Source organism: Rhizobium esperanzae, assembly GCF_014197615.1.
Taxonomy (GTDB): domain Bacteria; phylum Pseudomonadota; class Alphaproteobacteria; order Rhizobiales; family Rhizobiaceae; genus Rhizobium; species Rhizobium esperanzae_A.
The window spans coordinates 49,415-75,168 of record NZ_JACIFY010000015.1 but is presented as its reverse complement, the minus strand read 5'-3'; the positions used below and the strand labels follow the sequence as shown (position 1 = coordinate 75,168).

Here is a 25,754-nt window from a genome sequence, read left to right as displayed (position 1 = left end):
GCAAAGGCGGACCGATGCGCATTCTGGTAGTCGAAGACGACGTCAATCTGAACCGGCAATTGGCCGACACGCTGAAAGAGGCGGGTTATGTCGTCGACCAGGCTTTCGACGGCGAGGAGGGGCACTTCCTCGGCGATACCGAACCCTATGACGCCATCATCCTCGATATCGGCCTGCCGGAGATGGACGGTGTCACCGTGCTCGAGAAATGGCGCGGCGCCGGCCGCGGCGTGCCGGTGCTGATCCTGACGGCGCGCGACCGCTGGAGCGACAAGGTCGCCGGCATCGACGCAGGCGCCGACGACTACGTCACCAAGCCCTTCCATGTCGAAGAAGTGCTGGCGCGTATCCGGGCGCTGATCCGGCGCGCGGCCGGCCATTCCTCGTCCGAGATCATTTGCGGGCCGGTGCGGCTCGATACCAAATCCTCGAAGGCGACGGTCAACGGCACGACGCTGAAGCTGACCTCGCACGAATACCGCCTGCTCGCCTATCTCATGCATCACATGGGTGAGGTCGTCTCGCGCACCGAACTGGTCGAGCACATGTACGACCAGGATTTCGACCGTGATTCCAACACGATCGAGGTCTTTGTCGGCCGCCTGCGCAAGAAAATGGGCGTCGATCTGATCGAAACGGTGCGCGGTCTCGGCTACCGCATCCAAGCGCCGAAACATGCGAATTAAGTCGCTCACCGCCCGCGTTCTGTTGCTGACGACTGTCTGGTCGACGGTAGCGCTTGTCGTGATCGGTCTTTTGATCTCCACCCTCTACCGCAAGAGCGCCGAACGCGGTTTCCAGGATCTGCTGCGGGCGCAGCTCTACAACGTCATCAACTCGGTGACGATCGGCGATCAGGGGGCGCTCAGCGGCAGCCCGCAGCTCGGCGACCTGCGCTTTGCCCAGCCGAAAACCGGCTGGTATTGGGTGGTGGAGCCGCTCGGCACCTATACGACGGCGCCGCTGGTGTCGCCATCGCTCGGCTCGGCGCTTATTCCGGTTCCCTCCGTCGTCGAGGCGCCCTTCGACAAGAATTACGAACGCTACTACCAGGTGACGGATGCCTCCGGCAACCGCGTGCAGGTGGCCGAAACCGAAGTGGTGCTCGATACCGACGGCCGCGCGGCGCGCGTCCGCGTCACCGGCAATGTCGATGTCGTCGAGGATGATGTCCGCACCTTTTCCCACAGCCTTTATCTGGCGCTCGCCGGTTTCGGCGTCGGCAGCCTGATCGTCAATGCGCTGGCGATTCTCTACGGCCTGAAGCCGCTCGACAAGGCGCGTGCCGCATTGGAGCGCATCCGCGCCGGCGAGAGCGAGCAGCTGAAAGGCGATTTCCCGCGCGAAATCCTGCCGCTCGCCAACGAGGTCAACGCGCTGATCGACAGCAACCGCCGCATCGTCGAGCGCGCCCGCATGCAGGTCGGCAATCTCGCCCATTCGCTGAAGACGCCGATTGCCGTGCTGCTCAACGAGGCGCGGGTGCTGGAAAAATCCCATGGCGAGCTGGTGCGCAGCCAGGCGGAATCGATGCAGGGGCAGGTGCAGTCCTATCTCAACCGGGCCCGCATCGCCGCGCAGCGCGAATCCGTGCTCGCCCGCACCGATGCCGAACCGGCGCTCGAGCGGCTGGTGCGCGTCATGCGCCGGCTGAACGTCGATACCGAATTCGATCTCGTTGTCTCGCCGCCGCATCTGGCCGTCGCCATGGAGCAGCAGGATCTCGAGGAGACTGTTGGCAATCTTTTGGAGAACGCGGCGCGCTTTGCCAAAAGCAAGGTCCGGCTTTCGGCCGTCGAGGCCGGCGACGACGTCAAGGGAGCCGAAGCGAGTGCGCGGCGCCACTGGGTGGAGCTCGCCGTCGAGGACGACGGCCCGGGTCTCGAGCCCGATCAGATCCGTGAGGCGCTGAAGCGCGGCCGCCGGCTCGACGAAAGCAAGCCCGGCACCGGGCTCGGCCTTTCGATCGTCACCGAGATTTCCGGTGAGTATCAAGGACGGCTCGAACTGTCCCGTGGCGAATGGGGCGGGCTCAAGGCAAAGCTTATTCTGCCCGGCATCACAAAGGATGTTGCATGAGCAACTGCTTGATGTCACAAAGATAGTGGCAAATGCATAGCATGCTTTGCCTTAATGCTGACACGGGGACGCTGCACTTCGATCGGCTGAATTTGACCCCTGATCGTGGTTCGACGCAATGATTTTACGCTCGCAAGGCATGATCGCTTCCGCTCTGCTCGTCGCCGTCGCGCTATCCGGCTGCACGACGACGAAGGGTGCCGCTTCGGGCGGCATTTTTTCGAGCAAGCCCTCGGCCTCGGCCGCCTTTCTGACCGCGCTGCAGGGTGGCCTTGTCGGCCGCAGCGGCGTGACCTTGAGCGATAGCGACAAGCAGCGGGCGCTCGAGGCAGAATATCGGGCGCTGGAAGGTGCCGCCGTCGGCCAGCCGATGCAGTGGACCGGCAAGGACGTCACCGGCAAGGTGGTCGCCGCCGCGCCCTATCAGGTCGGTTCGCAGAACTGCCGGCAATATACCCATACGCTGACTGTCGACGGCAAGGACACCGTGGTGCGCGGGACTGCCTGCCGCAACGCCGATGGCAGCTGGTCGCCGCTCGGCTGAACCCGGTAAATTGCGGCGAATAGCCTCAAATCTTCGTCATTCCGGCTTTGGCAGTTGGAATGACGGCCCGCTTCACGTATTTGGGCCGATATGCTGTTCTGGATTCTCGTTGCCGCTCTGACGGCGCTCGTCGCCGCCATCCTGCTTTACCCCCTTCTGCGTGGAGCGAAGGCGGCGGAAAATAGCCGTGCGGGCGAGGCGGCGGTCTATCGCGACCAGTTGCGCGAACTCGACCGCGATCTCGATGGTGGACTGATCACGCCGGAAGAGGCCGATTATGCCAGGGCCGAAATCGGCCGGCGGCTGATCGCCGTCTCCGCTGGTGAACCGGGGCAGGCGCCGAAAGCCGCGCGGCATCACCGTTTCACCGAAGCCTTCGTGCTCCTGCTTCTGCCGGTTCTCGGGCTCTGTCTTTATTTGACGACGGGCAGGCCGGACCTGCCGTCGCAGCCGCTGCAAGCGCGGCTTGATAATCCCGGCAACGATGTGGCGGTGCTGATCGCCAAAGCGGAACGCCATCTGGCTGAGAAGCCCGATGACGGCAAGGGCTGGGACGTGCTGGCGCCGATCTATCTCCGCACCATGCGCGTCAACGACGCGCAGGTGGCCTACCGCAGTGCCATCCGGCTTCTCGGCCCGAGCCCGGTCCGGCTCGACGGCCTCGCCGAAACGCTGATGGCGGTCTCCGACGGCGTCGTGACCGAGGAGGTGCGTCAGGTGCTGGAACAATCGCTGACGCTGGAACCCGACAATCCGCGCGCCCGCTTTTATATCGCCCTCAGCATGGAGCAGGCGGGACGCTCCGATGAGGCGCGCCAGGCATTCGAGGCGCTGGCGAAACAATCGCCGGCCGATGCGCCCTGGCTGCCCTTGGTCAACGACCATATCGCCATGAACGGCGGCGCTCCGGCTGCTCCGAGTGCCGTTCCGGCAGTTCCCGGCAATCCGAGTGCCCTTGGCAACCCGGGGGCTCTTGGTAACCCCAGCCAGCAAGATGTGGCGGCGGCGGAGAATATGGGCACTGGCGACCGGCAGCAGATGATCCGCGGCATGGTCGAGAGCCTCGATGCCAAGCTCAGTGCGGATCCGAACAATTTCGAAGGCTGGATGCGGCTCGTCCGCTCTTACGCCGTATTGAACGATAAGGATCGCGCAGCCGGCGCGCTGAAGCGCGGGCTTGCTGCTTTTCCGGCAGAGAGCGAGCAGCGCAAGCAATTGCTGGCGCTTGCCAGCGAGCTCGGGCTGACCACGGAAGGATCGGCACAATGACGCGCAAGCAGAAGCGGCTGGCGGTGATAGCGGGCGGCATGGGCTTCATCGCCGCCGCCGTGCTGCTGGTCATGTTCGCCTTCAGCCAGTCGGTCGCCTATTTCTACATGCCGGCCGATCTGGCAAAGACGCCGGTGGCGCCGGATACCCGCATCCGGCTCGGCGGGCTGGTCGGCGAGGGCAGCGTCGTGCGCGGCACCGGCTCGACGGTGGAATTTGCCGTCACCGACGGCAGTCCCAATGCCGTGAAGGTTCAATATACCGGCATTCTTCCCGATCTCTTCCGCGAGGGGCAGGGGGTTGTCACCGAAGGCATGTTTACACCAGGCACGAACGTCTTCATCGCCGACACCGTGCTTGCCAAGCATGACGAGACCTACATGCCGAAGGATGTCGCCGACAGGCTGAAGCAGCAGGGGCTGTGGAAGGAAGGCCAAGGGGCAGAAGGCCAGGGACAGGAAGCGAAGGCGACGCAATGATCATCGAGATCGGCCATTACGCACTGGTGCTGGCGCTCGCAACGGCGCTCATTCTTTCCATCGTGCCGGTGATGGGAGCCCGCCGCCACGACCGGGCGATGATGGATGTGGCGACGATCGGCTCGCTGGCGATGTTTGCGCTCGTCGCCTTCTCCTTCGGCGTCTTGACCTATGCCCATGTCGTCTCGGACTTCTCGGTCGAAAACGTCTGGGAGAATTCGCATTCGCTGGTGCCGCTGATCTACAAATATTCCGGCGTCTGGGGCAATCACGAGGGATCGATGATGCTCTGGCTGCTGATCCTGACGCTGTTCAGCGCCCTGGTCGCCGTCTTCGGCCGCAATCTGCCGGAGACGCTGAAGGCCAATGTACTGGCCGTGCAGGCCTGGATTTCGGTCGCCTTCACGCTGTTCATCCTGCTGACCTCCAATCCCTTCCTGCGGCTCGATCCGGCGCCGGCCGAGGGCCGCGATCTCAACCCCGTCCTCCAGGACATCGGCCTGGCCATCCACCCGCCGCTGCTTTATCTCGGTTATGTCGGCTTCTCCGTCTGCTTCTCCTTTGCCGTCGCCGCGCTCCTGGAAGGCCGCATCGACGCCGCCTGGGCCCGCTGGGTCAGGCCGTGGACGCTGGCCGCCTGGACCTTTCTGACGCTCGGCATCGCCATGGGCTCCTACTGGGCCTATTACGAGCTCGGCTGGGGCGGCTGGTGGTTCTGGGATCCGGTGGAAAATGCCTCTTTCATGCCGTGGCTGGCCGGCACTGCGTTGCTGCATTCGGCCCTCGTCATGGAAAAGCGCGAGGCGCTGAAGATCTGGACGGTGCTGCTCGCCATCCTCACCTTCTCGCTGTCGCTGATGGGCACCTTCCTCGTACGCTCCGGCGTGCTGACCTCGGTGCATGCCTTTGCCAGCGATCCGAGCCGCGGCGTCTTCATTCTCTGCATCCTGTTGATCTTCATCGGCGGGGCGCTGTCGCTCTTCGGCTTTCGCGCGCCGCGGCTTTCGGCCGGCGGGCTGTTTGCGCCGATTTCGCGTGAGGGGGCGCTCGTCGTCAACAATCTGATCCTGACGGTCGCCTGCGGCACGGTTCTCACAGGCACGCTCTATCCGCTGCTGCTGGAAACGATCACCGGCGACAAGATTTCCGTCGGGCCGCCCTTCTTCAATCTGACCTTCGGCCTGCTGATGGCGCCGCTGATCGTCATCGTGCCTTTCGGGCCGCTGCTCGCCTGGAAGCGCGGCGATCTGCTCGGCGCCCTGCAGCGGCTCTATGTGGTTGCAGGCCTGGCCTTTCTTGCCGCGGTGGCCTTCTTCTATATCGAACATGGCGGTCCGGTGCTGTCGGTGCTCGGGCTGGCCGCCGGGCTGTTCCTGATTCTCGGCGCCATTGCCGATCTCTGGTATCGCGCCGGTATCGGCAAGGTGGCGGGCTCCGTCGCCTGGCGCCGCCTGACCGGCCTGCCGCGTTCGGCCTTCGGCACGGCACTCGCCCATGCCGGGCTCGGCGTCACCGTGCTCGGCATCGTCGCGGTCACGACCTTCCAGACCGAGCACGTCATCGAGATGAAGCCCGGCGAGACCGCCGATGCCGGCGGCTACAGCCTCAATTTCGACGGCATGCAGGCGGGCAGGGGGCCGAACTACACCGAGGAGCGCGGCCACTTCACCGTCCGGCGCGCCGGTGTCACCGTCGCCGATACCTGGTCGGCCAAACGCCTCTATACCGCCCGCCAGATGCCGACGACGGAAGCCGGCATCCTGACCTTCGGATTGAGCCAGCTCTACGTCTCGCTCGGCGACGCCACCAAGGACGGCGGCATCGTCGTGCGCATCTGGTGGAAGCCGTTCATTCTCTGCATCTGGGGCGGAGCAGTGCTCATGGCCTTCGGCGGCCTCGTCTCGCTCAGCGACCGCCGCCTGCGCGTCGGCGCGCCGCGAAGGAAGGCAAAACCCGCGCAGACAGTGTTGGAGCCGGCGGAATGATGCGGCGTCTCTTCCTGGTTTTCGCATTGATGCTGATGGCCGCACCCGCCTTCGCCGTCAATCCCGACGAGGTGCTGGCCGACCCGGCGCTGGAGGCCCGCGCCCGCGCCCTTTCGGCCGAACTGCGCTGCATGGTCTGCCAGAATCAGTCGATCGACGATTCCAACGCCGATCTGGCCAAGGATCTGCGCCTGCTGGTGCGTGAGCGCATCACCGACGGCGACAGCGACGATCAGGTCTTGAACTATATCGTCTCGCGCTACGGCGAGTTCGTGCTCCTGAAGCCGCGTGTCGGCATGAAGACCGTGCTGCTCTGGGGCGCCCCGGCGCTGCTGGCGCTTGCCGGCGGGCTGTCGCTGCTCCTCTTTGCACGCAGGCGGTCAGGCAAGCCGACCGGCAGCAAGCTGACGGCCGACGAGCAGGCGAAACTGAGCGAGCTTCTGAAAAAATAATCGATTGAGCGGCAATTTGCTCATTCGGCCGGGCCGTGCCCGGTGAAGTCTGCTGCGCGTATCCGAGGGAAGCAAACATTACCAACTTTTCATTGGCCGGACAGTTCGCAGTAAGGTGCGGCGTCCTATATCTTCATTCATCGACTGATCCGGCGCCGCCGGTTCTGAGAACTAAGAACAAGAGAAGGTGCTCCAATGCTTAAGAATTTCAACGGACGTCCGTCCCTCGCCACGGTGCTCAAGGCTTCTACCGTTGCCGGTATCGCAGCCGCTGTGCTTGCAACCGGCGTACCGCTCGAAATCACCAAGTCTTATGCTGAAGCCGTGAAGGTTCAGGCGCCTGCCGTCCCGAGCTTCGCCAATGTCGTCGATGCCGTTTCCCCGGCCGTTGTTTCGGTTCGCGTCGAAAACCGCGTCAATCCCGTCTCCGACAATAATGACGGCTTCTCCTTCGACTTTAATGGCCGCGGCTTCGACGATCTCCCCGACGATCATCCGCTGAAGCGCTTCTTCAAGCAGTTCGGCCAGGAGCCGAATGACCAGCAGGGCCATCAGCGCCGCTTCGGCCAGAACGGCCCCGGTAGCCCGGGCGGCCCGAATGGCCCCGGCGGCAAGGGCCGTCTGCGCCCGGTCGCTCAAGGCTCCGGCTTCTTCATCTCCGAAGACGGCTACATCGTCACCAACAACCACGTCGTTTCCGATGGCCAGGCCTTCGTCGCCGTCATGAATGACGGCACCGAGCTCGATGCCAAGCTGATCGGCAAGGATCCGCGCACCGATCTGGCTGTCCTGAAGGTCGACGGCAAGGGCAAGAAGTTCACCTACGTCAACTGGGCCGATGACAACAATGTCCGCGTCGGCGACTGGGTCGTCGCCGTCGGCAACCCCTTCGGTCTCGGCGGAACGGTCACAGCCGGCATCGTCTCGGCTCGCGGCCGCGATATCGGCTCCGGTCCCTATGACGATTACCTGCAGGTGGATGCCGCAGTGAACCGCGGCAACTCCGGTGGCCCGACCTTCAACCTCAGCGGCGAAGTCGTCGGCATCAACACCGCGATCTTCTCGCCGTCCGGCGGCAGCGTCGGCATCGCCTTCGCCATTCCGGCCTCCACCGCCAAGGATGTCGTCGCCGATCTGATGAAGGACGGCCAGGTTTCGCGCGGCTGGCTGGGTGTCCAGATCCAGCCGGTGACCAAGGACATCGCCGAATCCATCGGCTTGTCCGAGCCAAGCGGCGCCCTCGTCGTCGCCCCGCAGGCCGGATCGCCGGGTGACAAGGCCGGCATGAAGGCCGGCGATGTCGTCACGGCGCTGAACGGTGAAACGATCAAGGATGCCCGTGATCTCAGCCGCCGCATCGGCGCGATGCAGCCGGGCAGCAAGGCCGAGCTTTCGGTCTGGCGCGCCGGCAAGGCCCAGTCGCTCACCGTCGAACTCGGCACGCTGCCGGCCGACCAGAAGGATGCGAATGCCGACGACAACAACAACCAGCCGCAGCAGCCCGAGACGCCGGCGTCCGAAAAGGCGCTTGCCGATCTCGGCCTGACGGTCGGTCCCTCCGACGACGGCAAGGGCCTGGCGATCACCGGCATCGACCCGGATTCCGACGCTGCCGACAAGGGCATCAAGGAAGGCGAGAAGATCACCTCGGTCAACAACCAGGAAGTCTCCACCGCCGCCGATATCGTCAAGGTGCTGAACCAGGCCAAGAAGGACGGCCGCACCCGTGCGCTGTTCCAGATCCAGTCCAGCGAAGGAAGCCGCTTCGTCGCCCTTCCGATCAACAGCCAGGGCTGACCTTCGAGAAAACAGGAGCCGTGCGGAGGAAACTCCGCGCGGCTCGATTCTTCTGACCTTTCAAGGATGATCGCGATGAGCGCCGGCCCGCAGGAAGATGCTTTGAGCCTTGCCGAAACGCAGCCGGTGGGTAATGTCGGCCGCATGAAGATTCTCATCATCGAAGATGATCTCGAAGCCGCCGTCTACCTCACGAAAGCCTTTCGCGAGGCGGGCATCGTCGCCGATCACGCCAGCGACGGCGAGGCCGGCCTGTTCATGGGGTCGGAAAACACCTACGACGTCATCGTCATCGACCGCATGCTGCCGCGCCGGGACGGGCTCTCCGTCATCAGTGAGCTGCGCCGCAAGGCCATCCATACCCCCGTTCTCATCCTCTCCGCCCTCGGCCAGGTCGATGACCGCGTCACCGGCCTTCGCGCCGGCGGCGACGACTACCTGCCGAAGCCCTATGCCTTCAGCGAGTTGCTGGCCCGCGTCGAGGTGCTCGGCCGCCGCAAGGGCACGCCGGACCAGGATGTCGTCTATCGTGTCGCCGATCTCGAACTCGACCGGCTCTCGCATGAGGTGCGCCGCGGCGGCAAGGAGATCCTGCTGCAGCCGCGCGAATTCCGCCTGCTCGAATATCTGATGAAGAATGCCGGCCAGGTGGTGACCCGCACCATGCTGCTCGAAAACGTCTGGGATTATCACTTCGACCCGCAGACCAACGTCATCGATGTCCATGTTTCGCGCCTGCGCTCGAAGATCGAGAAGGATTACAGCCAGCCGCTCCTGAAGACCATTCGGGGCGCGGGGTACATGATCAAGGACGACGGATGAGCCGCTTCCGGGTTCTCTTCAAGTCCACCGCAGTCCGCCTTTCGGCACTCTATATCCTGCTTTTCGCCATCTGTGCCGCAACGCTCGTCTTCTATGTGACGGCGATGTCGGAACGGCTGCTCACCGGCCAGATCCGCGACGCCGTCAAGCAGGAGGTGGAGCAGGTGCAGCGCGCCTATGATAGCGGCGGCATGAACCTTCTGCTGCGCACGATGGAGCGGCGCGCCCGTCAGCCGGGCGCCAATCTCTACGTTATCGCCGGCCCCTCGGGCGATATTCTCGCCGGCAACGTCGCCTCGGTGCAGCCCGGCGTTTTCGAGGAAATCGGCTGGGCCTCGGCGCCCTTCAGCTACCAGCGTTATACCGACAGCGGCGTCGAGCGCCGCCACAAGGCGATCGCCAATATCTTCGTGCTCGACAACGGCTTGCGGATCCTGATCGGCCGCGACCTCGGCGATCCCGAGCGTTTCCGCCTGCTGGTGCGCCAGGCGCTGATGGTCGCCTTGGCGATCATGGGGCTTGGCGCCATCATCATCTGGTTCGCCATCGGCCGCAATGCGCTGAAACGCATCGACCGCATGTCGGATGCGAGCAAGAAGATCATGGCCGGCGACCTGTCGCAGCGCCTGCCGGTGGGTGGCTCCGGCGACGAATTCGACCGCCTGTCGATGTCGTTGAATACCATGCTGGAGCGCATCGAAAAGTTGAACGAAGGCCTGCGGCAGGTCTCCGACAATATCGCCCACGATCTCAAGACGCCGCTGACGCGGCTGCGCAACAAGGCGGCCGATGCGCTTGATCTCGGCGATGGCGAGACGCGGCGCACGGCGCTCGAAGGCATCATTTCCGAATCCGACCAGCTGATCCGCACCTTCAACGCGCTGCTGATGATCTCCCGCGTCGAGGCAGGATCGGTCGCCGCCGAGATGTCGCCGGTCGAGCTTTCGGCGATCGTCTCCGACAGCGCCGAGCTTTACGAGCCGGCGGCCGAGGAAGCCGGGCTTGGCCTCAGCGCCAGCGTCGAGCCCGGTGTCGAGGTGCAGGGCAATCGCGAGCTGATCGGCCAGGCGATCTTCAACCTGCTCGACAATGCGATCAAATATTCCTCCGATACGGAAGGGGCGGGCATCGTGTCGCTGAAGCTTGCCCGCCGCCCGGACGGTATCTGCCTGTCGGTGGCCGACCATGGGCCGGGGGTGCCGGCCGAACGGCGCGACGACGTGGTGAAGCGCTTCGTGCGCCTCGACGAAAGCCGTTCGAAGCCCGGCACGGGGCTCGGTCTTTCCCTGGTCGAGGCCGTCATGGAACTGCACAACGGCCGGCTGGAGCTCTCCGACACCGATCCCGACAAGCCCGAACAGCGCGGACTGACGGTCAGCATGATTTTTCCGGCCAAGGCTGCCTGATTGTCTTCCGCGGAAATACGATCGGCTGAATCGCGTATTGGCGGTTTTGCGCCAAGATCCTAGTTTAATGTCGATCGAGGACGCGAACTGCGATTCGACGTGGTCGCTCCTTCCGCCGAAAGCCAGGGAGAGCGCATGCTGACGAAATCGACGCATGGCCTGAAGGATGTGGCCGAAGGACTGCTGCGGCCGCTGAGCCAGGCGGAGCTGAAGCTGGCGCTGGCCGACCTTCAGGAGGCCGGCAAAAGCGAGCCGTCGGTGGCTGTGATGCTGAAGACGGAAGGTCCGCTGCGCGATTTCATCGCGGCGGCGCTGACGCTGTCGCCCTATCTGCGCGAAATCGTCAATCGCGATCCGGCCGTCCTCGCCGGCGCCATCGCGCAGCCGCTGGAACCGCAGATCGAGGCGCTGGTCGCCGAAGCGCGCGGCTGCTGGCGGCCGGATGGCGACGGCGCCGCACCGGCGGAATCGGCGGTGATGACCAAGCTGCGCATCATCAAGCGCAAGGTCGCCTTACTCGTCGCGCTCGCGGATCTCGCGCGCATCTTCGACGGGCGGGCGACGACGGCCTGGCTGAGCGAGCTTGCCGAAGCTTCGGTTGCGGCTGCGATCGACCATCTGCTGCTGTCGGCGCATGAGGGAGGAAAGCTCAAGCTGCGGGATCCAGCGGCTCCCAGCGACGGCTCGGGGCTGATCGTGCTCGGCATGGGCAAACTCGGCGCCTGCGAACTCAACTATTCCTCCGATATCGATCTCGTCGTCTTCTTCGACGAAGAGGCCGGCATCGTGCCCGATCCCGATGACGCGATCGAAATCTTCCCCCGGATGATGCGCCGGCTGGTGCGTATCCTGCAGGAGCGCACCGCCGACGGCTACGTCTTCCGCACCGATCTCAGACTGCGTCCCGATCCCGGCTCGACGCCGCTGGCGATCCCGGTCGATGCGGCGATGATCTATTATGAGGGCAGGGGCCAGAATTGGGAGCGGGCCGCCTTCATCAAGGCGCGCGCCGTTGCCGGCGACTTGGCAGCGGGCGGCGCTTTCCTGCGAGGGCTTTCGCCTTTCGTCTTCCGCAAATATCTCGATTATGCGGCAATATCGGATATTCATTCGATCAAGCGGCAGATCCATGCGCATAAGGGCCATGGCGCCATCGCGGTCAAAGGCCATAACGTCAAGCTCGGCCGCGGCGGCATCCGCGAGATCGAATTCTTCGTCCAGACGCAGCAACTGATCGCCGGCGGCCGCATGCCGGCCCTGCGCGGGCGGGCGACGGAGGAGACGCTCGGTGAACTCACCAAGGCGAAATGGATCGACGCCGAGACCCGTGACGAACTGACGGAGTCCTACTGGTTCCTGCGCGATGTCGAGCATCGCATCCAGATGGTGCACGACGAGCAGACCCACCTGTTGCCGGAGACCGATGCCGATCTGAAGCGCATCGCCTTCATGATGGGCTTTACCGATACGCCAAGCTTCGCCGAGCGGCTGGTCGGCGTGCTGAAGACGGTGGAGCGGCGTTATGCGCATCTCTTCGAACAGGAGAGCAAGCTTTCCACCGACACCGGAAACCTGGTCTTCACCGGCCAGGGCGACGATCCGGATACGCTGGAGACGCTGAAGAGACTGGGTTTCACCCGGCCGTCCGACATTTCCCGCATCATCCGCACCTGGCATTATGGCCGCTATCGTGCAACGCAATCGGTCGAGGCGCGCGAAAGGCTGACGGAGCTCGCGCCGGAGCTTTTGCGCGTCTTCGGGGAAAGCAAGCGCGCCGACGAGGCACTGCTGCGTTTCGACAGCTTCATCTCGGGCCTTCCCGCCGGCATCCAGCTCTTTTCGCTGCTCGGCAGCAATCCTGCATTGCTGTCGCTGATCGTCAACATCATGTCCTCAGCACCCCGGCTTGCCGAGGTGATCGCCGCCAGGCCGCATGTCTTCGACGGCATGCTCGATCCCGGCCTGATGGCCGAGCTGCCGACCCGCGATTATCTCGGCGAACGGCTGAAGGGCTCACTTGTCCAGGCGCGCCATTATGAGGAAGTGCTCGACCGGCTGCGCATCTTCGCCGCCGAGCAGCGTTTCCTGATCGGCATCCGCCTGCTGACGGGAGCAATCAACGGCCAGATGGCCGCCCGCGCCTTCACCCATCTCGCCGACCTTATCATCGCTGCCGCGCTCGATGCCGTGGTGAGCGAGATGCGGGCCGCCCACGGCGACTATCCAGGCGGGCGAATCGCGGTTGCCGGCATGGGCAAGCTCGGCAGCTTCGAGCTGACGGCCGGGTCCGACATCGATCTGATCCTGCTCTATGATTATGACGACGCAGCCTCCGAATCCGATGGGGCAAAACCGCTCGACGCGACGCGTTATTTCACCCGCATCACCCAGAGGCTGATCGCCGCTTTGTCGGCGCCGACCGCCGAAGGTGTGCTTTATGAGGTCGACATGCGGCTGCGCCCCTCCGGCAACAAGGGGCCGGTCGCCACCCGCATCAACGCCTTCGGCAAATACCAGCGCCAGGAGGCCTGGACCTGGGAGCATATGGCGCTCAGCCGCGCCCGGCTGATCTCAGGCGATGACAGCCTGATTGCCGAGACCGAACATATCGTCCGGGAGGTGCTGTCGGCCGATCGCGATATCGCCAAGGTGGCGCATGACGTCGCCGAAATGCGCGAACTGATCGAGACGGAAAAGCCGCCCTCCGGACCATGGGATTTGAAGCTGATCCCCGGCGGCGTCATCGACCTCGAATTCATCGCTCAGTACATGGCGCTGATTGCGCCCACCAGGGGCGCCGGCATCGCGGTAAACGGGATGAGCACCGGCGAAGCCTTGAAGGCGCTCGGCGACAGGCTGATGGCGCCGGCCGATCTCGACATTTGCCTCGACGCCTTCGCCCTTTATACCGGTCTTTCGCAGCTGATCCGCCTCTGCATCGACGGCCAGTTCGATCCGAAGGACGCACCCGCCGGCCTCGTCGAACTCGTCTGCCGCGCCGGCGACTGCCCTGACATCAGGACGCTGGAAGGCGAAGTGAAGCGGCTTTCGAAAGCGGTCAGGAAGATATTCTTGAATGTGGTGAAGGTCTGACGCATGGTCGAACCGCGACGCGCTCTACACGTCGTCGGGAATACGCAGCGAGATCACCGTGCCCACAGCTTCGCGCGAGCGGATCTTCATGCGGCCGCCATGCAGCGCGGTCAGCGAGCGGGAGATGGCGAGGCCGAGGCCGGAGCCGCCCTTGCTCTTGGCATACTGGCTCTGCACCTGCTCGAAGGGCTGGCCGATTTTCGACAGTGCCGAGCGTGGAATGCCGATGCCGGTATCGGCGATGGTGACGAAGACGGCGCCGTCGACGCGGCGGGTGCGCACCGCGATGCGGCCGCCATTGTCGGTGAACTTCACCGCATTGGAGAGCAGGTTGAGAAGTACCTGCTTCATCGCCCGGCGATCGGCCATCAGCGTCAGGCCGGATGAGATCCGCTGGTCGATGACGATGTTCTTTTCAGCCGCCGGCATGGCCGTGAAACGCAGGCTTTCCTCGATCAGCGGCACGAGGTCGATACGCTCGCAGTGCAGTCTGAGGTGGCCGGCTTCGATCTTCGACATGTCGAGAATGTCGTTGATGACGTTGAGCAGATGTTTGCCGCTGTCATGGATGTCGCGGGCATATTCGTCGTATTTCAGTGAGCCGAGCGGCCCGAACATCTGGTTCTGCAGGATTTCCGAGAAGCCGAGAATGGCGTTGAGCGGCGTGCGCAGCTCATGCGACATATTGGCGAGGAATTCCGATTTCGCCTTGTTGGCGGCCTCGGCGCGTTCCTTCTCCGCCTGGTAATTGGCATTCGCCGTCGAAAGTTCGGATTTCTGAATCTCCAGCGTCTGGCGCGAGGCGGAGAGGTCGCCGATCGTTGCCATCAGCCGGCGTTCGGATTCGCGCAGCCGCTCCTGATGGCGTTTCATCAGCGTGATGTCGGTTCCGACCGACACCCTGCCGCCGTCGCGGGTGCGCCGCTCATTGATCTGCAGCCAGCGCTCGTCGGCAAGCTGCACTTCCGTCGTGCGCGAATAGCCGGGGCCGTCGGCATCGGCGATCCGCCGTTCGATGACCGGGCGGGCCGCGGCGGCATTGACGACCGCGCGCTCGGTGCCGGGCACCAGCACGCTGTCCGGCAGACCGTAGGCCTGCTGGAAATGCGTGTTGCACATGACGAGCCGATCGTTCTTGTCCCAGAGCACAAAGGCTTCCGAGGTGCATTCGATGGCGTCGGCGAGCCGCTGGTCGGCTTCCGCATAGCGCTGAGCCAGCCGATGCTGTTCGGTCACGTCCATGGCAATGCCGATCAGGTGCATGCGGCCGGAATTGCTGCGGATCACCTGGGCGCGGGCGCGCATCCAGACATAGTGGCCGCCGGCGTGGCGCATCCGGAAGATCTGATCGACCTGGCCGGAATGGCCCTTGGCGATGGCGCGCGCGATCTCGTAGAGCCCGCCGTCATCGGGATGCATCAGCCGCGCGGCTTCGCCGAAGCCCATCGCCTTGTCGGAGCCCGGCAGGCCGAGCATATCGTACATCGAGCGCGACCAGAAGAATTCTCGGTTGTCGAAATCGAAGTCCCAAAGGCCGCAGCGGCCGCGTGACAGCGCCGTCTCGACGCGCAGGTTCGATTCCAGGAAAATGTCGTCGGCGTCGCGGGCGCGTTTGACCTGGGTATAATAGGCATAGAGGATGACCAGCAGGATCGAGGAGATGCCGGCAAACAGGGTGACGTTGAGCGCCATCTGCTCGCGCCAGAGCTGGCTGATCTCGTCGAGCGAGGTGGCGGCGACGATATAACCGCCGGCATTGCCCATCAGCGTGATTTCGGCGTAATGCGGCACACCGCCGATCGTTGTTTCGATGACGTCGGCGCGATCGCCGAAACGCCGGATCGCCGAGACCTCGGGGAAGAAATCGCCGACATTGCTGCCGACATGCGAAAGCCCGGCGGTCGTCGCGGCAAAGACCTTGCCGCTTGCCTGCACGAGCATCACGAAGGCGCCGTTATCCAGCCGGTCCTGCGGCAGGAACCGGGCGAGCCGGGCCTGCGCTTCGGCGGCATCGCCGCTGTCGAAGATCTCGGAGGCATCGGCAAACACGGCAGAGGCGGTCGCCGCCGAAAGCGCGGTGGCATGGCGGGCCGAGGCTTCCAGGCGGGAATATTCGCTGACCATGCCGAAGAAATGCGACGCGGCGACGACGAAGAGGAAGGCGACGATCAGCGCCGGAATGGCGCGCTTCAAGAGCAGTTCGGCCTTCGGCAGATGACGGAGAAGCGGCTCCGATGTCGCATGACCGGAAAGGCTGTCTCGCCAGGCTTTCAACCCGTCAAAATCGACACGCAGCCGTCCACCGGCCACGGTTGCCCGCCGCACGTCCATCATCTCTTTGCCTTGTCCCTCGTGTGATTCGCGCGCCGCTCGCTCGAACCTGACCTAGAGAATCATGGGTGATTCGCCTTGTCCAGAGGCAAAGGTAAAAATCCGTTAACTATTTATAATTTCGTGTTTTTCGAGCGATTCGATCTGCTCGGCAACCGGCCGCCGAATTTTTCGCGACGGCCGGCCGAAGCAAACTACCCTTTAAGCGTGCGCTCAACGATGTCGCGCACGTCGGTCGAAAGGCCGGGAGCCTGTTCGATCTCGGTCAGCGCCGAGCGGGCGTGATCGGCCCGCACCGGTTCCAGCGAGCGCCAGGAGCGCATCGAGGTGAGTATGCGGGCGGCAAGCTGCGGGTTGCGCCCGTCGATATCGAGGATCTGATCGGCAAGGAAGCGATAGCCTTCGCCGTCGGCGCGGCCGAAGCCGGTCGGATTGGCAAAGGCGAAGGTCCCGACGAGCGACCGCATCCGGTTCGGATTGGTCCGCTTGAACAGCGGATGCTGCATCAGCCCGCGGACCCGCTCCAGGGTTTTGTCGCCGGGAATGCCGGCCTGGATCGCAAACCACTTGTCGATGACGAGCGCATTTTCGGCGAAGCGGTCGCGGAAGGCGGCGAGCGCCTCGCTGGTCTCCGTGCTATCGGGAAAACGATGGGCGAGGATCGTCAGCGCATGGCTGAGATCGGTCATGTTGTTGGCCGCATCGAAGGCGGCCTTGGCGCGGGCCGGCGTCTGCTCGGCATGCGAGAGGTAGGTCAGCGCCGTATTTCGCAGCGCCCTGAGGCCGGCGCTTTTCGCGTCCGGGCTGAAATCGCCCGGTGTCGTCATCGCGGCGTAGAGGCCGGCAAAGACATCCTTTCCGGCCTCGGCGATCTGTTTCAGGATCGCCTGCCGGCCGGCATGGATGGCATCGGGATCGTTGTTGCCGCCGAGTTCGCGGGCAATGTCGGATTCGCTCGGCAGCGCCAGCGCCTGGGCGCGGAAGGCCGGTTCGAGGCTCTCGTCGGCCGCCGCCGCAAGCAGCGTCTCGACGAATGTCGCCTCGCAGACGACAGGCTTGCCCTCGCGGGCGTCGCGGGCGGCTTTCAGCAGGTTCGGCAGCGCCAGGTCGGTCAGCGCCTGCCAGCGGGCGAAATGATCGGTTTCATGGCGGGCAAGATGGGCGAGGTCGGCCGGGCTCTGATCGAAATGCAGGTTGATCGGCGCCGAGAAGCTGCGATTGATCGAAACGACCGGACGCGAGCCGATGCCATGGAACACCGCCGTCTGCGTGCGGCCTGTCAGATGCAGCACCTCGCCGGCATATTCTGCGCCCTCGACCGAACTCGGCTCAAGCTTGCCGCCGTTTTCGCCGAAGAGCGCCAGGCTGAGCGGAATATGCATCGGCTCTTTGGTCGGCTGGCCGGGCGTTGCCGGGATCATCTGTTCGAGTGACAGGGTGAAGCTGCCGGCGGCCGCATCATAGCTGCCCGATGCGGTGACCAGCGGCGTGCCGGCCTGATGATACCAGAGCGAGAATTGCGTGAGATCGCGCCCGCTCGCATCCTTGAAGCATGTGACGAAATCCTCGATCGTCACGGCTTGGCCGTCATGGCGATCGAAATAGAGGTCCATGCCCTTCTTGAAGTCGTCCTTGCCGAGCAGCGTCGCGATCATGCGCGTGACTTCGCTGCCCTTCTCGTAGACAGTGCGTGTGTAGAAATTGTTGATCTCGCGATATGTCGTCGGCCGCACCGGATGGGCGAGCGGGCCGCCATCCTCCGGAAACTGCTCGGATTTCAGATGGCGGACATCGGCGATGCGCTTGACCGGGCGCGAGCGCTGGTCGGAGGAAAATTCCTGGTCGCGATAGACCGTCAGGCCTTCCTTGAGGCACAGCTGGAACCAGTCGCGGCAGGTGATGCGGTTGCCGGTCCAATTGTGAAAATATTCATGCGCGATGACCGCTTCGATATTGGCATAGTCGGCATCGGTCGCGAGTTCGGGATCGGCAAGCACGTATCTGTCGTTGAAGACGTTGAGACCCTTGTTCTCCATCGCCCCCATATTGAAGTCGGAGACGGCGACGATCATGAAGATGTCGAGATCGTATTCGCGTCCGAACCGCTCTTCGTCCCACTTCATCGAGCGTTTCAGCGCATCCATCGCATAGGCGGCGCGCGGCTCCTTGCCGTGCTCGACATAGATCTTCAGTACGACTTCGCGGCCGGACATGGTGGTGAAGGTGTCTTCGACGACGCCGAGATCGCCGGCGACCAGCGCGAAAAGATAGCTCGGCTTCGGATGCGGGTCGAACCAGGCGGCGAAATGCTTGCCGGGGCCGTAGCCGGCGCCGCCGAGGAAATTACCGTTCGACAAGAGCAGCGGATTGGCGTCCTTGTCGGCGATGATGTTGACCGTGAACGGCGCAAGCACGTCGGGCCGGTCGGGGAAATAGGTGATGCGGCGGAAGCCTTCGGCCTCGCATTGCGTGCAGTAGATGCCGCCGGTGCGGTAAAGGCCCATCAGTTGGGTATTAGCCTCGGGATTGATGATCGTGGTGATCGTCAGCTCGAAGGGTGCGCTTTCCGGCAGGTCGCGCACCGTCAGGCTTTCCGGTGTCGCGTCATAACGCGAAGGATCCATCTCCACCTGGTCGAACAGCAGGCCCGACAGCGTCAGCTCGTCGCCGTCGAGCACGATCGGTGCGGCGGGATCGGCGCCCGGGCGGCGATGAAAGATCAGCCGGGCCTCGACCTTTGTTTCAGTCGGGTCGAGTTCGAAGGTCAGGTCCACGCGTTCCAGCACGAAGTCGTTGGGACGGTAATCTGCCAGATGAATGACCTGGCCGGTATCTGTTCGCATGGTGTTTCCTGAAGACCGTTATTTGACAACCGCGGAATACAGAGGCGGGCGCACTCTGCCATAATTTGCCGGGCATGATTACATTAAAGTCTGAACTAAACTTAAAGCAAATTGCCCGCGGACACCAAGTTCGCGGGCAAAATATCGTATCGGAAGCGGATGAATGCGGCTGTCGCACGAAAGACGCTATTTCAGATTGAGCGCCGCCTTGATCGTCGCGTCGTTTTCCGTCTGCTGCACGACGACGCCGTACCAGCCGAGGCCGTCGTAATCCTCGTAGCCGAGGGTGCGTGCGAAGGCGACGATCGACCCGTTATTGTCGTAATAGCTGCCTTTGGCCCGGCCGGACGGGTTGGCAAGCGCGAAATGGGAAAACAGCAGGGCGGGATTGGTGGTGGCGATTACCCGGCTCTTGCCGTCGAGCAGCATGACCGTCGTTCTTTCGGCCAGTTGCGGCGGCAGGTTGGCCTCTTTCTCGACGATCGCCTGGCCCTGGTTCTGCCAGTCGAAATAGACGCCGAGCGTGCCGATCAGCCGGCCGTCGAGCTTGCCTTGTTCGCGGACGCCTGTGGCATAGACGAGCGCTTGCCGGTTGTCATGGATCGGGCTCGCCTTGACCTCGTCGACAATATAGGCGTCGCCGGAGGAGCAGGCGGATGCTGCGCGGAACCACGGATCGCCGGCAAGGCTTGTCCCCATGATCTTGCGCTGGAACTTGGGATTGGCGGAGGCGATCACCTTGCCCGAGAGATCGGTCATGACGAGATCGAGATAGACGGTGTAGAAGCGGTTGATGGCGCCGAGACGCTCCGCCGCAAAAGCGATGCTTTCCCGATCCGGATTCTCGAGCGCCTGCCAGAGTGCCGGGTCCGTCGCCCACCAGCGCACATCGGCCGTGCGCTCGAAAAGATTGCGGACGATGAGCTGCACCAGCGTCTGCGCCAGATCCGTGAGGCGAACGCCCTCCATCTCCTCGACCAGCGAATCCGCCATGGCGCGGCTGAGGCCGATGCGGCCGAGCACGTTGCTTTCGAACCTGCCGGTGATGTCGGTTGCGATCTGCGCCAGCCGCTGCACCTCGTTGGCCACGACCGCAAAGCCCTTTCCGGTCTCGCCGGCTCTTGCCGCCTCGATCAGCGCGTTGATCGCCAGCAGCTTGATCTGCTTGACGATATGGGTGTTGTCGGCGCTGAAGCGCTCGAGGTCGGTGCTGATGCCGTCGGTGACGACGCGCATCGAGCGCGGTGTCGCGTTCTGCGACTGGGCAATGGTTTCTGCGCTGAGCGGCTTCATCAAATGATCCTGGGAGGGGGACGGCGGGCAATCGTTTGTCGGCAAAGAAAATTTCGAGATCAGCAAAAAACGATGCGTGCCTATGGTTTTCAATTGGTTAACACCACGCGCTCAGAGGTAAACATTTTAGGGCGAATGGCAAAAGAGAGGAAAAAATCGACGCGACGGCGGCCATGCGGCACGATTGAGCCCGCAGCTGAAAGCGATTTTGCGATTCTTCCGCGCTGTGCGCGATTTTTCGCCAATCGGGATTTTCTTTCGTTACGATAGAGGCATCATCCTCTGCGTTCCCGAGTCGAACGCGTCTCCCCGTTGCTGGTAAGTCGATAGAAGAGCCAGATCATGCACGCGGTTCTCAAAAACCCGATGAGAGGCATTGCGCTGAAAGTCTCGTCGGTCGTGGTCTTCCTGGCCATGCAGACCTTCATCAAGCTGGCCGGCTCGGACATCCCGCCGGGTCAGATCACCTTCTGCAGGTCCTTCTTCGCGCTTTTTCCGATCATGGCCTATCTCGCCTATATCGGGCAGCTGCGCGCCGCCTTCTACACCGCCAATCCGGTCGGCCATCTCAAGCGCGGCACGATCGGCATCATGTCGATGGCTTTCGGTTTCTACGGCCTCCTGCATCTGCCGCTGCCGGAGGCGATCGCGCTCGGCTACGCCTTGCCGCTTGTCGCCGTCATCTTTGCCGCCGTCTTTCTCGGCGAGACCGTGCGCATCTATCGCTGGAGCGCCGTCCTGGTCGGCATCGTAGGCGTCGCCATCGTCTCCTGGCCGAAACTCACCCTGTTTCGCGATGGCGGCATGGAGGCCGAACAGGCCGTCGGAGCGCTCTCAGTGCTGCTCTCGGCCGTTCTCGGCGGCATGGCGATGATCCAGGTGCGCCGTCTCGTCGAGGAGGAGAAGACGGCGACGATCGTGCTTTACTTCTCTCTCACCGCCTCGGTCTTTTCGCTGGCCTCCCTGCCTTTCGGCTGGCTCATCCTGCCATTGCCATCGGCCCTTTATCTGATCGCGGCCGGTTGTTGCGGCGGTGTCGCGCAGATCCTGCTGACGGAAAGTTATCGCCATGCCGACGTCTCCACCATCGCGCCGTTCGAATATACCTCGATCCTGCTCGGCAGCATCGTCGCCTATTTCGTCTTCGGCGACGTGCCGAGCGTCACCATGCTGATCGGCACGCTCATCGTCATCTCCGCCGGCATTTTCATCATCTATCGCGAGCATCAGCTGGGCATCGAGCAGAGAGAGGCGCGCAAGGCCACGACGCCGCAAGCCTGATGCCTGCAAGCTCATGAAACAAAAAGCGAAAAGAATGGTCAATTCTTGGGATAGCGTCATTTCGCGGAATATGTTTGTTGAAGGTGAGAGAGTATCATTTATTCGAAGCTGTGCATGTCTGAATGGCCGCTGATACCGGGAGGGCTTCGGTATTGCTGCTCCGAACGCCGGCCTTTGAGCGGGGGTGAAGAAAAGCATAATGGCATTCACGGCGGAGCAATTGGCGGGGAACTGCTCCTTTCTGGTGAGCATCCGCTTTTTGGCTGGGCAGATGCGCGGCATGTTCGATGCCGGTCCGCGTCTGGCGCGATTGCTTGCTTCCCATCAGCGCTGGCTTCTGACCCAGACCGCCTATGCCCTCAATCTGGAATATGATCCGCGCGACCCGACGTCGGGTTTCACCGCCGTTCGGCTGACCGGCCGCATCACCGCCCATAAGGTGGCTAGCCGCAACACGGTGCTCGCCTTCATCGAAGAACTCTTTACCTACCGCTTCATTGTTCACACGCCCGGCGACGAGCGGCGGCGGCCACGGCATTTCGAGCCCGCCGATGTCAGCCATCAGGCGATGTTTGCCTGGATTCTCGCCAATCTCGGCGCGCTCGATCTGCTTGATGGGGGACAAAGGGCAGCGTTTTTCCAGGCAAACCCGACATTGATGCGGCTCGTTCAGCCGCGCATTGCCCGCCATTGCCTGGAAGATGCCGCCTGGCGGGAGCCGCCGGAACAGGTGGCGCTGTTCCTCTGGACGGAAGCCGGCGGCCTCGTCGTCGACAACTTCATCGCCCGGATGGACATAGAAAACCTCGAGCAGGAGAGGTATTCCGTCGGCCGCGTCGAAACCCGTGCGCTCGCGGCCGATTTCATGATGTCACGCACCCATCTGCAACGGCTTCTGTCGAAGGCGGCGCAACGCGGTTGCGTCGGCTGGGATGACGAACCGCGCAAGGCGCATCTCTGGATATCGCGGAACTTTGTCGAGGAATACTGCGCCTGGCAGGCGGTCAAATTCGCCTATGTCGACGAAGCTTTCGAATGGGCGAAAGCCCAGATCGAGGAAATGCCAGCCTGATCTGATAAGGGCTGATCTGACGACTGCTGATCAGGGAACGCTTGCCGCAACGCCGGCATCCATCGGCCCGAGTCGTTCGCGCTCATACTCCCGCGCGGCGCAGATTGCGGAGCGGATATGTTCGAACGTGTCGACATTGCGCAGAAGCGATATCAGAATTGCAGTCATTTCAAGGGCACTCTTGACGCAAAGGGGCAGGCAAAACCTGCCGCTCAATATTGCTGGAAGTCCGAAAAAATCGCGTCCGGGCGCGCTGTGCGGCTGTTGATGCCGGTGCCGCGGGCGATCATCTGTTCGTTCGCGGCAAAGCCGAAACGGCTGTAGCCGTGGGTGGAACGAACTTGGTCGCCGGCGAGGCGAAGGGTTTCAAACCCGCTATGGATAGGACGAAAACGCTTGTTCATGGCCTTGGTTCCTGTGGTTCCTCCCAAGACACAGCTCATATTGCGATGCAGCATTGATTCCGCAATGCGTCATGGCGGGATGCAGTTATGCGTGCAGCGCATAGATACATTCATAAATTATTCAATTTTGGCTAATTTCTAAGCAAAGAGAGGGACTTAAGCTTCGCCTGAAAGGCGAGCAGGTCATTCCAGGCCAGCCGTTTGTTGACCGGCGCGGTCAACAGATCCTGTGGATGCAGGCTGGCTATGGCAGGAATGACACAGTCGGCAACGGCAATCTCCTTCCAGCGGCCGCGCAGGCCGTGGATCGTGTCGTTTTCGCCGAAGAAGAAGCGGGCGGCAAAATTGCCGAGCAGCAGGATCGCCTTGGGTTCTGCCAGCGCGATCTGCCGTTCGATGAAGGGCCGGCAGATGTCCATTTCCGCAGCCGAGGGCGGACGATTGCCAGGCGGCCGCCAGGGGATGACCTGCGTCAGCAGCACGCTCGAGCGCGTCAGCCCGATCGCCGCCAGCATCTTGTCGAACAGCTGGCCGGATTTTCCCGAGAAGGGCACACCTTCGCGATCGTCTTCGGCGCCCGGCGCCGAGCCGATCATCATGATCCCGCTTGTCGCATCGCCGCTGGCAAAGATGGTCGAGCGGGCGCTGTGCTTGAGATTGCAGCCGTTGAAGGCTTCGATCGCGGTCTTGAGTTCCGCCAGGGATCGCGCAGCTTCGGCGACGAAACGCGCCTGCTGCACCGCCTCGCCATCCGGGATTGCCGGTTGCGGAGCGGAAGCCGCGACAGCGGCCGGGGCAGGGCGCGCTGCAGCATTCGGACGCGGCGCTATCCGGCCTTCGCCGGGGCCGGAACGCTCTGCGGTGATGGAAGATTGCGGCTGTGCCTGCGGGCGCCGGGCGGCCTTCATCGCTTCGAATTCGGCGAAGCGGTCGACCGCCTCTTCCTCCAGCAGCCATTCCACGCCGGCATCTGCATGGAAATGCAGAAGCGCTGCGAGCTCGGCGGGGGAAAGGTCGTTGGCGGAGATCATCCGACAGGTTTAGCGGAGAGACTGGGGCATGGAAAGGGCAGGCGACCGATTGCCCACCCTTGCCGGCGCTATTGCACAGTCCATTGCGCGATGTCGTCGCGTTCGCCGATCAGCGCCAGGCCGTGGGCGATCGACAGCAATTCGCCGCCGCTCTCGATCTTGTCGCTGTCGAAGCGTTCGGTGAAAATGCGGCGCACCGCCGGCACGAAGGAGGTGCCGCCGGTCAGGAACACCTTGTCGATGCCGGATGCATCGGTGTTGGTCTTTTCCAGCACGTCGTCGAGCGCGCCTTCGATACGGGCGAGGTCATCGACGATCCAGCTTTCGAAATCGCTGCGCTTGATCATGCGATGGCCGGCGCGGCCGAGCGGGGCGAAATCGAACGGAGCCTCCTCGGCGGAGGAAAGCGCCATCTTTGTTGCCGAGACCGCCTGATAGAGCGGATAGCCCTCGTCGTGGTCGATCAGGTCGACGAAGATTTCCAGCTTCTCCGGTTCCAGCGCCGTGCGCACCAGCTTCTTCAGATCCTCGAATTCCCGCGAGGTCTTGAAAATCGACAGCTGATTCCAGCGGCTGAAGCTCGCATAGTAGTTCGACGGCACCTCGAGGATCTTGTCGAAGCTCTTGAAATGGCTGCCCTTGCCGATTTGCGGTGCGACGATGTTGTCGATCATGCGCGCATCGAAATGGTCGCCGGCCACACCGACGCCCGAATGGCCGATCGGCGTTGCCGTCAGTTTGCCGGCCCTGGTCTCGAAGCGGATCAGCGAATAGTCCGTCGTACCACCGCCGAAGTCGGCGACGAGCACGGTCGCATCGGACTTCAGGTTCTGCGCGAAGTAGAAGGCGGCGGCAACCGGCTCGTAGACATAATGAATTTCCGGAAAGCCGAAGCGCGTCAGCGCCTCGTTGTAGCGCTGCACCGCCAGTACCGGGTCCGGACTGGCGCCGGCAAAATGCACCGGTCGGCCGGTGATGATGCGGCTGGTATCATCGGGCCAGCTCTCGCCTGCGTAATGGCGAAGGCGCCGGATGAAGATTTCCATCAGGTCTTCGAAGCTCTGCCGCTTGCCGAAGATGATCGTGCCCTGGAAGAGGGCGCTTGCGGCAAAGGTCTTGATCGACTGCAGGAAACGACAGTCGCCGGGATTGTCGATGAACTGCCGGATCGCTGCATGGCCCGCCTCTACCTTCAGCGCCGAAGCGCCGAGTTGCGCATCCTTCATGAAGGAGAGCGCCGTGCGCATGCTGTCGGCCGTGCCTGCCGTGCTCGTAAACGCCATCGAGCGCGTCGCCCGCCCATCCGCCGTGGCGAGAACCGTATTTGTCGTGCCGAAGTCCAAACCCAGCGCCTGAGCCATGCCCGCACCTCTTCATGCCGATTGTTGTTGGAAACGGAGCGCTGCTCCGCAAGGGCGTGCGAACGCCCGGATCAAGGAGGGCGGGTGATGCCATAGAGGCGTGACACATTCAAGAGGCGCGAACTCGATGTGATCGAGGCGCACTTCTTCTCCCGGTTGGAAAGAAGAAGTGCGCCGCAGGGGCTGATCGGCTATGCCGAACTCAGAGGGCC

Annotated in this window: 20 protein-coding genes; 13 read left to right on the top strand and 7 right to left on the bottom strand. The window is 63.2% G+C overall.

Annotation, left to right across the window (positions count from 1 at the left end; genetic code table 11):
- The first annotated feature begins 14 nt into the window (after window positions 1–14).
- The 11 genes from GGD57_RS19855 (at window position 15) to GGD57_RS19805 (ending at window position 13,926) form a co-directional block, all read left to right on the top strand.
- Window positions 15–686 (top strand): response regulator transcription factor, encoded by a 672-nt coding sequence (locus tag GGD57_RS19855; protein WP_018241306.1) that lies wholly within the window; start codon window positions 15–17, stop codon window positions 684–686.
- Window positions 676–2,079 carry a sensor histidine kinase gene (locus GGD57_RS19850; protein ID WP_003569355.1) on the top strand — a complete coding sequence of 468 codons (1,404 nt, stop codon included), beginning with the start codon at window positions 676–678 and terminating at the stop codon, window positions 2,077–2,079. The genes GGD57_RS19855 and GGD57_RS19850 overlap by 11 nt, the downstream gene beginning before the upstream one ends.
- Before the next feature lie 118 nt (window positions 2,080–2,197).
- Window positions 2,198–2,623 carry a hypothetical protein gene (locus GGD57_RS19845; RefSeq protein WP_184472005.1) on the top strand — a complete coding sequence of 142 codons (426 nt, stop codon included), beginning with the start codon at window positions 2,198–2,200 and terminating at the stop codon, window positions 2,621–2,623.
- 90 nt (window positions 2,624–2,713) lie between these two features.
- Window positions 2,714–3,892, top strand: a complete 1,179-nt coding sequence (gene ccmI / locus GGD57_RS19840) for a c-type cytochrome biogenesis protein CcmI (protein WP_184472004.1) — start codon at window positions 2,714–2,716, stop codon at window positions 3,890–3,892.
- Window positions 3,889–4,371: a cytochrome c maturation protein CcmE gene (gene ccmE, locus GGD57_RS19835; protein ID WP_184472003.1), complete on the top strand. Its 483-nt coding sequence runs from the start codon at window positions 3,889–3,891 to the stop codon at window positions 4,369–4,371. Before ccmI ends, ccmE begins: the two co-directional genes overlap by 4 nt.
- Complete coding sequence (locus tag GGD57_RS19830; protein WP_184472002.1) at window positions 4,368–6,356, top strand: heme lyase CcmF/NrfE family subunit; 1,989 nt, start codon at window positions 4,368–4,370, stop codon at window positions 6,354–6,356. The genes ccmE and GGD57_RS19830 overlap by 4 nt, the downstream gene beginning before the upstream one ends.
- Window positions 6,353–6,808, top strand: a complete 456-nt coding sequence (locus GGD57_RS19825) for a cytochrome c-type biogenesis protein (RefSeq protein WP_184472001.1) — start codon at window positions 6,353–6,355, stop codon at window positions 6,806–6,808. Before GGD57_RS19830 ends, GGD57_RS19825 begins: the two co-directional genes overlap by 4 nt.
- A gap of 195 nt (window positions 6,809–7,003) precedes the next feature.
- On the top strand, window positions 7,004–8,605 hold the full coding sequence (locus GGD57_RS19820; RefSeq protein WP_184472000.1) for a Do family serine endopeptidase: 1,602 nt from the start codon (window positions 7,004–7,006) through the stop codon (window positions 8,603–8,605).
- 66 nt (window positions 8,606–8,671) lie between these two features.
- On the top strand, window positions 8,672–9,427 hold the full coding sequence (locus tag GGD57_RS19815) for a response regulator transcription factor (RefSeq protein ID WP_432443383.1): 756 nt from the start codon (window positions 8,672–8,674) through the stop codon (window positions 9,425–9,427).
- Window positions 9,424–10,833 (top strand): sensor histidine kinase, encoded by a 1,410-nt coding sequence (locus GGD57_RS19810; protein ID WP_184471998.1) that lies wholly within the window; start codon window positions 9,424–9,426, stop codon window positions 10,831–10,833. The genes GGD57_RS19815 and GGD57_RS19810 overlap by 4 nt, the downstream gene beginning before the upstream one ends.
- Before the next feature lie 135 nt (window positions 10,834–10,968).
- Entirely contained in the window at window positions 10,969–13,926 is a 2,958-nt protein-coding gene (locus GGD57_RS19805; RefSeq protein ID WP_184471997.1) for a bifunctional [glutamine synthetase] adenylyltransferase/[glutamine synthetase]-adenylyl-L-tyrosine phosphorylase, read from the top strand.
- Between the two features lie 24 nt (window positions 13,927–13,950).
- On the opposite strand, the gene GGD57_RS19800 is transcribed toward GGD57_RS19805, so the two are convergent.
- From GGD57_RS19800 to GGD57_RS29395, 3 genes are all read right to left on the bottom strand, one after another.
- Window positions 13,951–16,260, bottom strand: a complete 2,310-nt coding sequence (locus tag GGD57_RS19800) for a PAS domain-containing sensor histidine kinase (RefSeq protein WP_184471996.1) — start codon at window positions 16,258–16,260, stop codon at window positions 13,951–13,953.
- Between the two features lie 191 nt (window positions 16,261–16,451).
- Window positions 16,452–19,100: an aminopeptidase N gene (gene pepN / locus GGD57_RS19795; protein ID WP_184471995.1), complete on the bottom strand. Its 2,649-nt coding sequence runs from the start codon at window positions 19,098–19,100 to the stop codon at window positions 16,452–16,454.
- Window positions 19,101–19,286: 186 nt separating this feature from the next.
- Complete coding sequence (locus GGD57_RS29395) at window positions 19,287–20,393, bottom strand: methyl-accepting chemotaxis protein (protein ID WP_184471994.1); 1,107 nt, start codon at window positions 20,391–20,393, stop codon at window positions 19,287–19,289.
- A gap of 342 nt (window positions 20,394–20,735) precedes the next feature.
- Between GGD57_RS29395 and GGD57_RS19780 the strand changes: the two genes are divergently transcribed.
- Window positions 20,736–21,674: a DMT family transporter gene (locus tag GGD57_RS19780; protein ID WP_184471992.1), complete on the top strand. Its 939-nt coding sequence runs from the start codon at window positions 20,736–20,738 to the stop codon at window positions 21,672–21,674.
- 199 nt (window positions 21,675–21,873) lie between these two features.
- Window positions 21,874–22,746, top strand: a complete 873-nt coding sequence (locus GGD57_RS19775; protein ID WP_184471991.1) for a hypothetical protein — start codon at window positions 21,874–21,876, stop codon at window positions 22,744–22,746.
- A 30-nt stretch (window positions 22,747–22,776) separates the two neighbouring features.
- Here the strand turns inward: GGD57_RS19775 and GGD57_RS19770 are convergent, their stop codons facing one another.
- The 4 genes from GGD57_RS19770 to GGD57_RS19755 form a co-directional block, all read right to left on the bottom strand.
- Window positions 22,777–22,914, bottom strand: coding sequence for a hypothetical protein (locus GGD57_RS19770; RefSeq protein WP_184471990.1), 138 nt, complete (start codon window positions 22,912–22,914; stop codon window positions 22,777–22,779).
- 44 nt (window positions 22,915–22,958) lie between these two features.
- Window positions 22,959–23,150: a hypothetical protein gene (locus GGD57_RS19765; protein ID WP_010069253.1), complete on the bottom strand. Its 192-nt coding sequence runs from the start codon at window positions 23,148–23,150 to the stop codon at window positions 22,959–22,961.
- Window positions 23,151–23,281: 131 nt separating this feature from the next.
- Window positions 23,282–24,181: a uracil-DNA glycosylase gene (locus GGD57_RS19760; protein WP_184471989.1), complete on the bottom strand. Its 900-nt coding sequence runs from the start codon at window positions 24,179–24,181 to the stop codon at window positions 23,282–23,284.
- A gap of 68 nt (window positions 24,182–24,249) precedes the next feature.
- Window positions 24,250–25,542 (bottom strand): Hsp70 family protein, encoded by a 1,293-nt coding sequence (locus tag GGD57_RS19755; protein ID WP_184471988.1) that lies wholly within the window; start codon window positions 25,540–25,542, stop codon window positions 24,250–24,252.
- Window positions 25,543–25,754: the final 212 nt, after the last annotated feature.

Excerpts from the sequence above, each read along its gene's own strand:
- GGD57_RS19810 (WP_184471998.1), top strand. The coding sequence starts at position 9,424 with ATGAGCCGCTTCCGGGTTCTCTTCAAGTCCACCGCAGTCCGCCTTTCG.
- GGD57_RS19850 (WP_003569355.1), top strand. The coding sequence starts at position 676 with ATGCGAATTAAGTCGCTCACCGCCCGCGTTCTGTTGCTGACGACTGTC.
- GGD57_RS19775 (WP_184471991.1), top strand. The coding sequence starts at position 21,874 with ATGGCATTCACGGCGGAGCAATTGGCGGGGAACTGCTCCTTTCTGGTG.
- GGD57_RS19830 (WP_184472002.1), top strand. The coding sequence starts at position 4,368 with ATGATCATCGAGATCGGCCATTACGCACTGGTGCTGGCGCTCGCAACG.
- GGD57_RS19800 (WP_184471996.1), bottom strand. The coding sequence starts at position 16,260 with ATGATGGACGTGCGGCGGGCAACCGTGGCCGGTGGACGGCTGCGTGTC.
- pepN (WP_184471995.1), bottom strand. The coding sequence starts at position 19,100 with ATGCGAACAGATACCGGCCAGGTCATTCATCTGGCAGATTACCGTCCC.
- ccmE (WP_184472003.1), top strand. The coding sequence starts at position 3,889 with ATGACGCGCAAGCAGAAGCGGCTGGCGGTGATAGCGGGCGGCATGGGC.
- GGD57_RS19805 (WP_184471997.1), top strand. The coding sequence starts at position 10,969 with ATGCTGACGAAATCGACGCATGGCCTGAAGGATGTGGCCGAAGGACTG.
- GGD57_RS19820 (WP_184472000.1), top strand. The coding sequence starts at position 7,004 with ATGCTTAAGAATTTCAACGGACGTCCGTCCCTCGCCACGGTGCTCAAG.
- GGD57_RS19825 (WP_184472001.1), top strand. The coding sequence starts at position 6,353 with ATGATGCGGCGTCTCTTCCTGGTTTTCGCATTGATGCTGATGGCCGCA.
- ccmI (WP_184472004.1), top strand. The coding sequence starts at position 2,714 with ATGCTGTTCTGGATTCTCGTTGCCGCTCTGACGGCGCTCGTCGCCGCC.
- GGD57_RS19770 (WP_184471990.1), bottom strand. The coding sequence starts at position 22,914 with ATGACTGCAATTCTGATATCGCTTCTGCGCAATGTCGACACGTTCGAA.
- GGD57_RS19765 (WP_010069253.1), bottom strand. The coding sequence starts at position 23,150 with ATGAACAAGCGTTTTCGTCCTATCCATAGCGGGTTTGAAACCCTTCGC.
- GGD57_RS19815 (WP_432443383.1), top strand. The coding sequence starts at position 8,672 with ATGATCGCGATGAGCGCCGGCCCGCAGGAAGATGCTTTGAGCCTTGCC.
- GGD57_RS29395 (WP_184471994.1), bottom strand. The coding sequence starts at position 20,393 with ATGAAGCCGCTCAGCGCAGAAACCATTGCCCAGTCGCAGAACGCGACA.
- GGD57_RS19845 (WP_184472005.1), top strand. The coding sequence starts at position 2,198 with ATGATTTTACGCTCGCAAGGCATGATCGCTTCCGCTCTGCTCGTCGCC.
- GGD57_RS19755 (WP_184471988.1), bottom strand. The coding sequence starts at position 25,542 with ATGGCTCAGGCGCTGGGTTTGGACTTCGGCACGACAAATACGGTTCTC.
- GGD57_RS19780 (WP_184471992.1), top strand. The coding sequence starts at position 20,736 with ATGCACGCGGTTCTCAAAAACCCGATGAGAGGCATTGCGCTGAAAGTC.
- GGD57_RS19760 (WP_184471989.1), bottom strand. The coding sequence starts at position 24,181 with ATGATCTCCGCCAACGACCTTTCCCCCGCCGAGCTCGCAGCGCTTCTG.
- GGD57_RS19855 (WP_018241306.1), top strand. The coding sequence starts at position 15 with ATGCGCATTCTGGTAGTCGAAGACGACGTCAATCTGAACCGGCAATTG.